The organism is Robertmurraya mangrovi (genome assembly GCF_034427655.1).
GTDB classification, from domain to species: Bacteria; Bacillota; Bacilli; order Bacillales; family Cytobacillaceae; genus Robertmurraya_A; species Robertmurraya_A mangrovi.
This window is the reverse complement of record NZ_JAXOFX010000002.1, coordinates 160,808-173,982: the sequence shown is the minus strand read 5'-3', so window position 1 is coordinate 173,982 and position 13,175 is coordinate 160,808. Positions and strand designations below refer to the sequence as shown.

The following is a 13,175-nucleotide window of genomic DNA, read 5'->3' as shown; positions in this document are numbered from 1 at the left end:
ATTGCCTAGAAACATTCAACTAGGAGTTTCTTGTTTTCCATTTGATATTGAGCTAATTTAATAATCCCAACCAAAATACTTGGTTTTCTAAATTATTATCCCTACATGAACGTTTGGTATAATGAAGAATATCTTTAAAGAATCGGAGGAGAAGTAGAATGAACTTTCAACTTGATATAATTGAGGATAAGGTTGAATTTTTTGAAGCTTTGGACCTTAAGTCACTAGAGAGCCAAATTAGTAAACAAATCGAAATTAATAGATCCATTTTATTATCTGTTCATTCAGTGTCCCATCAAATGCACCTTGATGATAATGGAAGAAAATTTTATTCTGCTGTTGTACATTTTAAAGCTAAAAAATAGTGTCATCTATAGGCTTTTTCTAGGAGAAGGGTTTTTCCATATAATTGCCCGTTCCTTTCCGCTCCAGGCACTTGCTTTCCGCAGGGAGGAAGTCGAGCCTCCTCGCCGTTCCGTCTGCGGGGTCTCGACCTTTCCTCTATATCCTGCTGGAGTCAAGTGCCTTCCGCTACAATTCACTCAGTAATCTAAATATATTTAAAGCAAAAAAGAGGTAAGTAAACTCCCTTAGGAATCACTTACCTCTTTCTATTTCTATTGTTTTGGTTCAGCCAATTCCTCAACCATTGTTGGTTTCCAACCTTCACCGTCAACCCATTCAATACTTACACGGAAAAATTGTGATTTATCTTTAGGATATACGGTTCCTATTGCCTTGTTATGACCGTTGTTACCTAAGAACAAAATAGTCATATTATCTTCAGATAAACCTGTCCCGTATGTAATAGCCTGAACCATCTCATCCCAGTCTACTCCACCAAACTGGGTTACATGCTCTCCTGTTTGTACCGTTCCAACAGGCTTCCAAGCTGGATTTACAATGGTTCGTAAAACGTTAGGGTCACTTCCACCTTCCGTTACAACCTCTTCTCCCTCAACGGATTCTGTTTCTTCTGTTTCCGAACTGTCTGCTTGAGTATCTGTTTCTTCACCAGCAGTCTCTTCGGTTGATTCTTCTTCCTCTTCTACTACGGATCCACTGTTATCTGATGAATTAGACTCTTTTGTCGCTTCTTTTGTTTCCACATTCTTTTTAGACTCGTCTGCTGCTTCGTTATCACCTAAAAAAATATTTGCTGATACAACGATAATTAAAAGTAATACAATTCCGATTAGAGTATTTAATACTAAATTTACTTTTCGCTTTTTTGTTCTCTGATCGAAACGTGATTGACCATATCCAGATTTCATTAAAAAGTACCTCCTAAAATCTCAGAGTTCCACAAGTTATCATATTGACCTTCGTTTTGAGATATTCATACTATACAGCTTGTTTTATATTTTTTTATCAGTTTGTCAACATTCTACCATGACTCTATGAAAACATGAAGGATAAACTACTTCCAGTTAGGTCTTCAAAAGATAAACTCCCGTCTATTGACGAGAGCTTATTCCTGTTTTCCATTATCTAAATCATATAGTCCTTTTACCATATCCGCGAATAACGGGTTTACTCCACCCTGATCAATGGGCGTACCTAAGTTTACGGTGACGAGTGCATATTTCGGCTGATCGTATGGAAAGTACCCCGCAAACCATTTATTGTGCAGTTGCTTGTCATCCACATATATGGCTGTTTCGGCTGTACCTGATTTCCCTGCAACCTTGTATGGAAGGTCTTTAAACCATCGGCCTGTTCCGTTTTCGTTAACGACTACTTCTCGTAGTAGTTTTTGTAATTTCATTGCTGTATAAGGTTTAATTTTATCACCAGGCAGCTTCTGGTCCGGGAATGGTATGAGGGAGGTACCGTTCTTATATTCCACTTCTGAAGCTACTTTTACCATATCCTTTTCTCCTCCTCTTGCAATCGTAGCCATCATGTTAGCCACTGCAAGCGGAGTGGCACGGACTTCGTGTTGTCCGATACCAGTCATCGCCACAAAGTTTTTATCTTTTTTCGCATCTTCCGATAAAAAAACTCTTCCCATGTCTTCATCTGAAAACTGTTTAAAATCTTCAAAATGATAGACATTCCCTTCCCAACCAACTTTACCAACTAAAGATAATTTTGTAGCGTACGTCTCTATTATATTTGGATCAATATCTTTTAGCTCCTTAGCTATTGTTCCAAAAGTATTATTACAACTTCTAGCAAAGCTCTCTGTAAAGTTTAGCATTCCGTGTTGATAGTTTGAGTCTGGTTCACCGTTAATCTTTCGACTACAATCAAATTCCCGACTAGGACGATCTAATTCATGGTCAATAGCAGCTGCAGCCATTACTGTTTTAAAAACAGATCCAATAATCTGCTGGGATAACATTAAGTTTTTTATTCCGTTCTTTTCTTTTTCAAAAGGTGACTCTTTATTGATTTTTGGACGTGATACCATAGCAAGAACAGAATTGTTTTCTATATCTAAAAGAACGATTCCGCCTCTAGCAATGTGATGTTCATCCACTAGTTTTTCTGCTAGGCTTTGCATGTCCTTATCTATTGTGGTTTTAATATTAACAGGATAGAAAGGATTGGCTGGTTCAACATATTTTACATCAATCCCAAATAGAGGGCCACCAATTGCATCTACATGATAGACTAATTTTGATTTACCATCTGGTAGAAGAAACTCATCAAAACTTTTTTCTAGCCCTGTTAACCCTACAAGAGTTTGAGGTGATAAATCTTTATCTGGGTAGCGAGATTTTAACACTTTTTCATTTTCCCCAATGATACCAAGTAACTGTTCGGCCGGATATTCAGATAAGGCATATTTTCTTTCAACTGCAAACACACCAGGAATCTTTAAATCATTAATCTGCTTCATCTGATATTCGGTTAACTGAAGGGGTTTTGGATCTCCATAAGCAAAAGGGTCCTTTGCATTGTCTACAGCATATTTTAAGGAATATGAACTGACTCCGATAACATTTGCCACTTTGTCTAAATCCCAATCCATTTTCTTTAAAAATGGAAATAGAATTAAGACAGGAACACGGGTATGAGTAAGGGGTTCACCGTTTCGATCAAGAAAACTCCCTCTCCCATTGTCAATAACCATTTCTTGTGATCGCTGTTTTACACTTGCTTCAAGTAAATTCACCTTATGACTAGTAAAATTTTCTGTAGCTACTAATTGTATTTGGACTAAACGTGCCATCAACATTGCAAGCATTATTAAACTAATCATCAGCCAAGCCATCGCTCGTTTTCTCCACATAATAAAAACACCTCGTCATAAGTGTTGACGAGGTGTAATGATTTCAAACGCAAAATAACAAAGTTGAACGAATGAAATCCTTATGATTGGTTACTCATTGATAAACTTACTTAATACTAGTAATTCTAACACGCATTTCTCCACCAGGGGTTTGAACCGTTACTTCATCGCCTTCTCTTTTACCCATTAAGCTTTTAGCGATTGGAGAGTCATTAGAAATTTTTCCTTCAAAAGGATCAGCTTCTGCGCTTCCTACGATCGTATAAGTTTCTTCATCGCCTTGTGGTAGTTCAACGAAAGTTACAGAACGGCCTAAAGAAACTGTATCTGTACCCATTTCATCTTCAGTAATAATTTTAGCATTGCGAATCATATTTTCAAGAGTTGTAATGCGTCCTTCAACAAATGCTTGTTCTTCTTTAGCTGAATCGTACTCAGAGTTCTCAGATAAATCTCCAAAGCTACGAGCAATCTTAATACGCTCTACAACTTCTTTACGTTTAACCGTTTTTAAGTTCTCTAATTCTTGCTCTAGTTTTTCTTTTCCAGCCAATGTCATTGGAAACACTTTTTCTGTACTCAAAACAATCACTCCTTCTAGTTTCACAACCCCAAAATTAGATTGCGGAAATTAAGTATGTAATGGCATTTACTCCAAAGCATAAAAGTATCGCTAAAGTGGTAAATGCATAGGAGCGCGTCCTTATTACAAGGGCGCGCATTTGAATGTCCAATATGGACCTTTTTAAATTAAACTTTAGGCCTTTTCAATCGTTGCATATCAACCATTCGAAAAAGTTACCTTATGAAAATAAGTTCTTATTTTCAATATATTACATTTTCTATGCTATTGTTTCATAAAAATGATTTTTGTTCAAGAATTGTTTGAATTTTTGTTACCATTAGGTCAATAGCCACATGGTTGTGACCACCTTCTGGGATAATCACATCAGCATATCTTTTCGTTGGTTCGATGAACTGATTATGCATGGGTCGAACAACGCTCACGTATTGTTCAATAACGGATTCCATTGTTCTTCCTCTTTCTTTGATATCCCTGAATAGTCTACGGATAATACGAATGTCCGCATCTGTGTCAACAAATACCTTTATATCCATTAAATTGCGCAGTCGTTCATCTTCTAATACAAGAATTCCTTCTAAAATGATAACATCCTTAGGTTCAACATGAATCACCTGATCAGAACGATTATGAACCGCATAGTCGTATACAGGTTTTTCAATGGACTGGTAACTTTGAAGCATTTTAATATGCTCAATCAGTAAATCATTATCAAAAGCTAACGGATGATCATAGTTGGTTTTAAGGCGTTCCTCAAAAGGAAGATGTGTTTGATCTTTGTAGTAATAGTCTTGTTCTAGCATTAGAATAGAGTGGCCTTTAAAATAATCATAAATCGATTTAGTCACACTCGTTTTACCGGATCCTGATCCGCCGGCTACTCCAATAACAACTGGTTTGCGGTTCATGCTGACTAGATCTCCTTTCGCATCATGTTGTTTGGATATACCGGTTTATCCATCTTAAATTTAACAATCTGTAATGGATGTCTTGCTGCATCTAGTTCATTTCCATCTTCGTCCCAAATTTTATCAATTACAAATGTAAAGTTTTCAATTTCTGGACCAAAGAATTCAACCTCTTGACCTGGCTTAAAGAAGTTTCTTTGTTGAAGTGTTACCATTTGAGTTTCTTCGTTATAGTCAAGAACTAGTCCTACAAAGTCAAATGTTGTCTTTTTGCTATGATTACCAAACATTTGCTCTTTATACCCTGGAACTCCTTCAAAAAAGGCAGTTGCAGTATCGCGGTTAGCACATTTATCTAACTCTTCTAACCATTCTCTTTTAATAACAAAGTTTTCTGGGTCAGCACAGTACGCATCAATTACTTTACGATACACACTCACTACTGTTGCTATATAGTGAATAGACTTCATGCGCCCTTCAATTTTTAAGCTATCGATTCCTAATTCAATCATGCGAGGGATAGACTCAATTAATTTTAAATCTTTTGGGCTCATAGCAAAAGGTGAGTCACCTTCATTAAATAGAGCTACTTCATTGTTTCCTTCTAACTCATATAAGTCATAGTCCCAACGACATGATTGACAGCAGCCACCGCGGTTTGAATCACGAGCAGTCATATGGTTACTTAGTGTACAACGTCCAGAATAAGCAATACACATTGCTCCGTGGATAAACGTTTCAATTTCAATATCCACTTTTTCTTTCATTTCTTGAATTTCTTCCGCACTTGTCTCACGAGCTAAAACAACACGCTCAAGACCTTCTTCTTTCCAGAACTGTACAGCTTTCCAGTTTGAAAGAGATTGTTGTGTACTTAAATGTACTTCGATTTCAGGTGCTAAACGACGGCATGTCTCAATAATTAGAGGATCCGCTACGATAATTCCGGCAACTCCTGCGTCCTTTAATCCTAGGATATAGTCTTCTAACCCATCAATATTTTCATTATGAGCAAAAATATTTGTCGTTACGTAAATTTTTGCACCATATTTCTTTGCAAATTCTACGCCTTCTTTCATTTCCTCAAATGTAAAGTTTCCGGCATTCGAGCGTAGTCCATACTCTTGTCCACCAATGAAAACAGCATCTGCGCCATATTGCACAGCAATTTTTAACTTTTCTAAGTTACCAGCTGGTGCTAATAACTCTGGTTTTTTCACAATTACACGTTTACCGTCCACTATTTGTGAAATTTTTTCGTTAATTGTTACTGTCATGATGTTTAACCCTCCCTTAATTCCATAACTGATTTTACGTTCTATATAAATTTATAATTAGTAGACTGTTTCTTTGAAGAAGAATCCAGTATCAAGCGGGCGATTATCTGGTTGAATTTTCTCAATTTCACTTAGTAATTCTTCCTTCTCATCGTCATACTTGTCAGGGTCTTCCACACAAAGGTCAATTGCTTTTCGATATAATCTTGTTACTGCTTCTATATATTCAGAGCTTTTCAATACTCCATCAATTTTGAAGGAATCAACGTTTGCTTCAATCATGTCCTGAAGCTCATCAATAATGCAGATGTCATTAGGGCTCATAATATGAGTTCCGTTTGCATCCTCATAGATCGGATACTTATTTTCACGCTCTTTATCGTGTAGGAACATATTGGTATTCTCTTTACGATTTTCAATTTCCAATGCCTTTCCTTGGTACTCAAAATAGTTTCCAAGTAGAGAACGCTTCGATTGGAACATGGCAGTCATGCCGTGTACTTGTATTTCGATTTCTACCTCAGCATTTTCTTTCATTTCAATAATGGCATCCATGTTAATTTCACGAGCAAGGACAGCACGTTTAGCGCCTTTTTTACCCCAGTAGTTACATGTATACCAGTTCGTTGCTGTAGTTTCTGTATTCCAATGTAGTTTCATTTCAGGAGCCACTTCACGTGCAACCATAAGGACTGCTGGGTCTCCAAAAATAATAGCATCCGCGTTTGCATCATTTACGTATTTTACATACTCATAAAGGTCGTCTACTTTTTCATTATGAAAAATGGCATTCATAGCAACATATACTTTTTTTCCTTTTGAATGAGCTAAGTCGATCGCTTTTTTTACCTCTTCTTTTGTAAATTCTCCAGCAAGTCTTAAGCCGAAACGCTGCTCACCTACTACGAAAGCATCAGCGCCTGCCTCAATCAACGGGATAATATCATCTACACTTTTCGGTGTTACTAACAATTCTGGTTTATTCATCTCTTTCACCTCTTTTTACTAATGGCAACTCCATCACCAACTGGCAGAATGACCGTATCATAATCAGAATGATTCATGAGCCAATGGTTAAAATCATCTATTTTACGAACAAGATTACGAATTCGTTTATTCTCTATATCATCATCACAAACAAGCCCTTTGAATAAGACATTGTCCGTAATAATCATTCCTCCTGGTTGGAGATATTTAGAATATAGTTCAAAGAAACGCTTGTACTGACCTTTTGCTGCATCGATAAAAATAACATCATATGGAGCAAGAGATTTTACTCGGTCTTCTACTTCAAGAGCATCTCCCTTAATAAGTTGGATGTACTCTTGTTTATTAGCCTTAGAAATATAGTGTTCTGCAACCTCATAGCGCTCCACATCTCTTTCTATCGTAACGATGTTTGCGTTTGGTACTGCAAAAGACATTCTTAGAGCGGAATAACCTATGGCTGTTCCAACTTCTAGAATTTTCTTGGGCTGCTGAATTCTTAATAGCTGAAGCATGGCCTCAATACCAGCTAACTCCATAATAGGTACCTCGTGTTGCAGGGCGTATTGTTCCATTTCCGTAAAAAGCTCTGTCCTATTTGGAATTAACTTTTCTATATAATTGTGCAGCTTATCGTTAATCAAGCTGCTTCACCTCAAATCTGTATAAAGTGAAACCTTTTAATAAAATTTTTTATATTCTTATCATGTTCTTTTAGACATGAAAAAATAGCGTTCACAGGATAGATTCGTTTAAGGCAAATAAATGCTGGAATCATGTAGACTGTGGTAGACGCTATCGTCGCTTCCTTTAGACACTTAAAGTATTTTAACATAAATGAAAGGGGAAAGCTAATATTTCTTCCCCCTAAATATTTTGTTTAAATTATTTTATGTGTTGTGCTTTCTTAATATTGTGCTCTTCAAGTGTTTTAGAGAATAAGACTTCTCCGGAGGCTGTTGCAAGGAAATATAAATAGTCTGTTTCTGCTGGAATTAGAGCTGCTTCAATCGATACTGTGCCGGCATTAGCAATTGGTCCAGGTGTTAGCCCAACATTTTGATAAGTATTATAAGGATCATCTATTTGTAAATCCTTCTTATAAACCTTTGCAGCATGTTCTCCTTTAGCATAAAGTACGGTTGGGTCCGTTTGAAGTGGCATCCCAATCTCCATACGATTGTAAAAAACACTGGCAATCTGGTCTCTTTCTAGCTTTTCAGTAGCTTCCTCTTCAATTAGTGAAGCCATCGTCAAAAGTTGATGCGGTGTATATTCCCATTCTTCCATTTGACCTGTATATTGCTCTACAACCTTCGATGTCTTTTTAATCATTTCATTAACGATTTCTTCAAGAGTAGGATCTTCTTTATAAAATGAATAGGTTGCTGGAAATAAATACCCTTCTAACGGATATTTAATGTTTTCTGCAAGGATTTCATCCGTTAATAGGTTTGGATACTTTTTCATAAATTTATCAATAAATTCTTTATCATTTAATTTCTCAAAAACTTGCTTTTCATTTTCCTTTGTATGTTTAGATATAATGGCAGCAATCTGTCCAAGTTGTTTTCCTTCAGGTACGGTAATTTTAAAAACAACTTCCTCAGTAATAATTTTACCTGTCTTTAAGCTTTTAATAATTTCGGGTAAGGTCATTGCAGGATTAAAGGCATATTCCCCAGCCATAAAACCTGCTTCGTTTTTTAACTTTACATAATATTTAAAAACACGTGCATCTTTAATAATTCCGTTTTTTTCTAATATATTTGCAATACCTGTTACGGAAGATCCTATCGGTACTTCTACCTTTTTATCCTTCGTATTAGTAGGATCTACTGGTTTTAACGCAGATTGAATGTAATAATATCCACCAGCTACAGAGGCTCCTACTCCTAAAAATAAGATAATTGAAACAATAAATACTATTCTACGAACAATTCTTGCTTCGCCTTGCTTTTCTAACATTTTTTGACGAATGTATTCTTTTTTATCATGATTATTTTCCACTGACAAAAATCTTTCCCTCCTGTCAAAACGGCTTGAGACTTTCTCGAGTTGTGCAAACCCTTTTTTAGTGCATCTCGAATTATTATACTATATTTTCAATATGTAGTCGCAAAAAATGTCATAAAACCGCTTTTAACGTTCCTCTTCGTCATATTTTGCAATGAAAGTAATCCAATTTATTCGTCTAATAAATAACAGAAAAAAGAGACCGACATATTGTCGGTCCCCCAAATATTTTACTCTTCGTCTTGCTCTTCAAGAAATGTATTTAACATTTCTTCAATCATATCCCACTCTTCTTCCGTTTCGATCGGCATTAATTCGCCATCTGTGTTGTCTTCAGTTGGCATGAATGCTGAAGCATGAATTTCGATTTCTTCTTCATCATTGTCGTCACCGATTGGGTAGTAAAGTACATAAGATTTCTTAAATTCATCAGAATCAAAAGTAAATAGTACTTCACATAATTGTTCGTTTCCATCTTCATCTACTACAGTAATATTGTTTTCACCGTGGTTCATATCTTTCACCTCATTATTTTTGACTATCTAAGTAGCCTTGTAAAATTAGTGCCGCTGCCATTTTATCAATGACTTGTTTGCGCTTTTTGCGACTAACATCTGCTTCAAGGAGAACTCGTTCAGCGGCCATGGTCGTTAAACGCTCGTCCCAATAAATAACAGGCAAGCCGAACATCTTTTCTAGTTCTTGCCCGTAAAATTGGCTAGCTTCCCCTCTTGGACCGATTGTGCCATTCATATTCTTTGGCAAACCTACGACAATCTTGCTTACTTCATTCTCTTTAATAATTTTACCAATTTGCTCAAAACCAAACACTTTTTCTTCTTCATTTATTTTGATGGTTTCGAGTCCTTGGGCTGTCCAACCAAAAGCGTCGCTTACGGCAACTCCCACTGTCTTCGAGCCAACGTCCAAACCTAATACCCGCATATGTTTAGAAACCCTCTCGCTGTTGTTTTAAATATGACTTCACAAGCTCTTCAATTATTTCGTCTCTCTCTAGCTTACGAATAATATTCCGTGCATCGCGATGCCTTGGGATATAAGCTGGATCTCCGGACAGTAGGTAACCAACAATTTGATTAATAGGGTTATACCCTTTTTCCTGGAGGGCCTCATGAACCTGGAATAAAACTTCCTTTACATCATGTTCGATTGGTTCTTCCGGAAAACTAAATCTCATTGTTCTATCAAATGAGCTCATTTAAGCACCTCGCTTCTTTCGTTTAAGCGCGACAAATGTTAATTGTTACCTTCATTTTACACTACTTTGTCCTAATATCAAACGGATTTTACCCATTCAGTAACAAATTGAAGTGCCTCATCAAGCTTATTTGGATCTTTTCCTCCTGCTTGAGCCATATCAGGACGGCCACCGCCGCCTCCGCCACAGCGTGTTGCTACTTCTTTAATGATTTTGCCAGCATGGTAACCTTTATCAATTAAATCTTTCGTAACACCCGCAATTAAGTTAACTTTATCTTCGCTTGGGCTACCTAATACAATGACAGCGGATCCAAGTTTTTGTTTTAAGTCATCCATCATGTTACGAAGGTTATTCATATCAGCACCTTGTACCCTTGCCGATAGAACGTTAACTCCGTCGATTACCTGTACTTTATCAACTAGGTTTCCTGCTTCAATGTTACCCAATTTAGCTGTTAAAGATTCATTTTCTCTTAAAAGTTGCTTCATTTCAGCTTGAAGTGCTTCAATTCTGCTAGAAACTTCAGTTGGTTTTGTTTTAAGCTTGCTAGCTGCATCTTTTAATACAGCAATTTGTTCATTCATTAGTTTGTAAGCACCTTCACCTGTTACCGCTTCGATACGTCTAGTACCAGCTCCGATTCCACTTTCAGAGATGATTTTAAATATGCCAATGACAGAAGTGTTAGGTACGTGACAGCCTCCGCAAAGCTCTAAGCTATAATCACCGATTTGAACGACACGAACGATATCTCCATACTTTTCACCGAATAGAGCCATTGCTCCCATTTCTTTTGCTTCTGCAATTCCTTTATAGTCAATGTTTACTCCAAGACTCTTCCAAATCTTCTCGTTAACAATAGATTCAATTTGTTCTAGTTCTTCTTGCTTCACTTGACCAAAATGAGAGAAGTCAAAACGTAGACGATCTTGTTCTACTAATGAACCAGCTTGGTTTACGTGAGTTCCTAGTACATCTTTTAGTGCTTGGTGAAGTAAGTGTGTAGCAGTATGATTTCTGATTACTTTCCCTCTGCTCTCTTCTTCGATCGTTGCCACAACAGTAGAATTGACTTTTAATGTACCAGTCTCAACAACAGCCCCATGTAGATTTTGCCCATTTGGTGCTTTTTGAACGTCTTTAACTAAAACTTTTAAGCCATCCGCTACTAGAGTTCCTTCATCAGCAATTTGTCCGCCGCTCTCAGCATAGAATGGTGTACGATCTAAAATAAATTGTACCTCTTCTCCACTGTTTGCTTCTTCTACTAATTGACCGTCTTTAATAATCGCTACAACTTTACTTTCCGTTTGCAGATTATCATAGCCAACAAATTCACTTGCAACCTTGATTTCTCCAAGAACTCCGCCTTGTACCTGCATGGAATCAACATCTTGACGAGCTGCACGAGCACGTTCACGTTGTTCTTCCATTGCTTTTTCAAAGCCTTCATGGTCAACAGTCATTCCTTCTTCTTCAGCATATTCTTCTGTTAATTCAACAGGGAAACCATACGTATCGTATAAGCGGAATACATCCTCCCCTTGAATAACGCTGCTACCTTTTTCCTTTTCTTTACTAATAACATTTGAAAGAATCGCAAGGCCTTCATGAAGAGTTTCATGGAATCTTTCCTCTTCGTTTTTAATTACCTTTTGGATAAAATCAGTCTTTGATTTTACTTCTGGATAGAAGTCCACCATGATTTCTCCAACAACAGGTACTAATTCAAACATGAAAGGACGGTTAATATTAATTTGCTTTGCATAACGAACAGCACGGCGTAATAAACGACGTAAAACGTAACCGCGACCTTCATTTGATGGAAGTGCCCCATCTCCTACTGCGAAGGAAACCGTACGAATATGATCAGCTATTACTTTGAAAGCAACGTCTGTTTCTTTATTGCTACCATATTTCACACCTGAGATTTCTTCTGTTGCACGAATGATAGGAATGAATAAATCAGTATCAAAGTTTGTTGGTACATCTTGAACAACTGACGCCATACGCTCAAGACCCATACCTGTATCAATGTTTTTCTTAGGAAGTGGAGTATATGTACCGTCTGAATTATGGTTGAATTCAGAGAAAACTAAGTTCCAAACTTCCAGATATCGCTCGTTTTCCCCTCCTGGATATAATTCAGGATCGCTTTCATCATTACCGTATTCAGGACCACGATCATAGAATAGCTCTGTATTTGGACCACTTGGACCTTCACCAATATCCCAGAAATTCCCTTCTAGACGGATAATTCTTTCTTCAGGTAATCCAATTTTCTTGCTCCAAATTTCAAAAGCCTCATCATCTTCTGGGTGAATAGTTACGGATAGACGGTCTGGATCAAATCCAATCCACTTTTTGTCGGTTAAGAATTCCCATGCCCATTCAATAGCCTCAACTTTAAAATACTCTCCAATAGAGAAATTACCTAACATTTCAAAGAATGTATGGTGGCGTGCTGTTTTCCCAACGTTTTCAATATCATTTGTTCTGATTGATTTTTGAGCATTCGTGATTCTTGGGTTAGAAGGAATGATACGACCATCAAAATATTTTTTTAGAGTCGCTACTCCACTGTTAATCCATAGTAATGAAGGGTCATCGTGCGGAACTAGTGGTGCACTTGGTTCAACCGCATGCCCTTTCTCTTTAAAGAAATCTAAATACATCGAACGAATTTGTGAACCTGTAAGCTTTTTCAACTTCATTAGCCTCCCTATTTTTTAACCATTTTTTACATAAAATTAGACACAAAAAAGCCCTCATCCCAAAACAGGGACGAGGACTAGACTCGCGGTACCACCCTGATTATGAATGTTAAGAAACAACATTCACCTCTCAATACACCTTAACGCGGTTAGACGGCAGGAATTAACTGCACTCTGGAATAGCTTTCTGTTATCCTTCATCTAGAATTTCTTTCAGCCTAGGAAAT

Annotated in this window: 13 protein-coding genes; 1 reads left to right on the top strand and 12 read right to left on the bottom strand. The window is 37.1% G+C overall.

The annotated features are described in order from the left end of the window. Window positions 1-158: 158 nt before the first annotated feature. The gene (locus SM124_RS03905) at window positions 159-365 is read left to right on the top strand and encodes a DUF2536 family protein (RefSeq protein ID WP_322445432.1); all 207 of its coding nucleotides are present in this window, start codon (window positions 159-161) and stop codon (window positions 363-365) included. Window positions 366-617: 252 nt separating this feature from the next. Here the strand turns inward: SM124_RS03905 and SM124_RS03900 are convergent, their stop codons facing one another. The 12 genes from SM124_RS03900 to alaS form a co-directional block, all read right to left on the bottom strand. Next, a complete protein-coding gene (locus SM124_RS03900; RefSeq protein ID WP_322445431.1) occupies window positions 618-1,274 on the bottom strand; it encodes a YrrS family protein in 657 nt (218 codons plus the stop codon). A gap of 197 nt (window positions 1,275-1,471) precedes the next feature. Further along, window positions 1,472-3,241 (bottom strand): peptidoglycan D,D-transpeptidase FtsI family protein, encoded by a 1,770-nt coding sequence (locus SM124_RS03895; RefSeq protein ID WP_322445430.1) that lies wholly within the window; start codon window positions 3,239-3,241, stop codon window positions 1,472-1,474. A gap of 106 nt (window positions 3,242-3,347) precedes the next feature. Beyond that, on the bottom strand, window positions 3,348-3,824 hold the full coding sequence (gene greA / locus SM124_RS03890) for a transcription elongation factor GreA (protein WP_322445429.1): 477 nt from the start codon (window positions 3,822-3,824) through the stop codon (window positions 3,348-3,350). A 272-nt stretch (window positions 3,825-4,096) separates the two neighbouring features. After that, complete coding sequence (gene udk, locus SM124_RS03885) at window positions 4,097-4,732, bottom strand: uridine kinase (RefSeq protein ID WP_322445428.1); 636 nt, start codon at window positions 4,730-4,732, stop codon at window positions 4,097-4,099. 5 nt (window positions 4,733-4,737) lie between these two features. Continuing rightward, on the bottom strand, window positions 4,738-6,009 hold the full coding sequence (locus SM124_RS03880) for a peptidase U32 family protein (protein WP_322445427.1): 1,272 nt from the start codon (window positions 6,007-6,009) through the stop codon (window positions 4,738-4,740). 57 nt (window positions 6,010-6,066) lie between these two features. Then, window positions 6,067-6,996 carry a peptidase U32 family protein gene (locus SM124_RS03875; protein WP_322445426.1) on the bottom strand — a complete coding sequence of 310 codons (930 nt, stop codon included), beginning with the start codon at window positions 6,994-6,996 and terminating at the stop codon, window positions 6,067-6,069. Window positions 6,997-7,001: 5 nt separating this feature from the next. Beyond that, window positions 7,002-7,640: an O-methyltransferase gene (locus SM124_RS03870; RefSeq protein ID WP_322445425.1), complete on the bottom strand. Its 639-nt coding sequence runs from the start codon at window positions 7,638-7,640 to the stop codon at window positions 7,002-7,004. 241 nt (window positions 7,641-7,881) lie between these two features. After that, a complete protein-coding gene (mltG, locus tag SM124_RS03865) occupies window positions 7,882-9,012 on the bottom strand; it encodes an endolytic transglycosylase MltG (RefSeq protein ID WP_322445424.1) in 1,131 nt (376 codons plus the stop codon). 230 nt (window positions 9,013-9,242) lie between these two features. Next, window positions 9,243-9,527, bottom strand: a complete 285-nt coding sequence (locus tag SM124_RS03860) for a DUF1292 domain-containing protein (protein WP_322445423.1) — start codon at window positions 9,525-9,527, stop codon at window positions 9,243-9,245. Window positions 9,528-9,540: 13 nt separating this feature from the next. Next, complete coding sequence (gene ruvX / locus SM124_RS03855) at window positions 9,541-9,957, bottom strand: Holliday junction resolvase RuvX (protein ID WP_322445422.1); 417 nt, start codon at window positions 9,955-9,957, stop codon at window positions 9,541-9,543. A gap of 4 nt (window positions 9,958-9,961) precedes the next feature. Next, the gene (locus tag SM124_RS03850) at window positions 9,962-10,231 is read right to left on the bottom strand and encodes an IreB family regulatory phosphoprotein (protein ID WP_322445421.1); all 270 of its coding nucleotides are present in this window, start codon (window positions 10,229-10,231) and stop codon (window positions 9,962-9,964) included. A 77-nt stretch (window positions 10,232-10,308) separates the two neighbouring features. Beyond that, window positions 10,309-12,942 carry an alanine--tRNA ligase gene (gene alaS, locus SM124_RS03845; protein WP_322445420.1) on the bottom strand — a complete coding sequence of 878 codons (2,634 nt, stop codon included), beginning with the start codon at window positions 12,940-12,942 and terminating at the stop codon, window positions 10,309-10,311. Window positions 12,943-13,175: the final 233 nt, after the last annotated feature.

Excerpts from the sequence above, each read along its gene's own strand:
- SM124_RS03850 (WP_322445421.1), bottom strand. The coding sequence starts at position 10,231 with ATGAGCTCATTTGATAGAACAATGAGATTTAGTTTTCCGGAAGAACCA.
- SM124_RS03880 (WP_322445427.1), bottom strand. The coding sequence starts at position 6,009 with ATGACAGTAACAATTAACGAAAAAATTTCACAAATAGTGGACGGTAAA.
- SM124_RS03905 (WP_322445432.1), top strand. The coding sequence starts at position 159 with ATGAACTTTCAACTTGATATAATTGAGGATAAGGTTGAATTTTTTGAA.
- SM124_RS03895 (WP_322445430.1), bottom strand. The coding sequence starts at position 3,241 with ATGTGGAGAAAACGAGCGATGGCTTGGCTGATGATTAGTTTAATAATG.
- SM124_RS03860 (WP_322445423.1), bottom strand. The coding sequence starts at position 9,527 with ATGAACCACGGTGAAAACAATATTACTGTAGTAGATGAAGATGGAAAC.
- ruvX (WP_322445422.1), bottom strand. The coding sequence starts at position 9,957 with ATGCGGGTATTAGGTTTGGACGTTGGCTCGAAGACAGTGGGAGTTGCC.
- udk (WP_322445428.1), bottom strand. The coding sequence starts at position 4,732 with ATGAACCGCAAACCAGTTGTTATTGGAGTAGCCGGCGGATCAGGATCC.
- SM124_RS03875 (WP_322445426.1), bottom strand. The coding sequence starts at position 6,996 with ATGAATAAACCAGAATTGTTAGTAACACCGAAAAGTGTAGATGATATT.
- SM124_RS03900 (WP_322445431.1), bottom strand. The coding sequence starts at position 1,274 with ATGAAATCTGGATATGGTCAATCACGTTTCGATCAGAGAACAAAAAAG.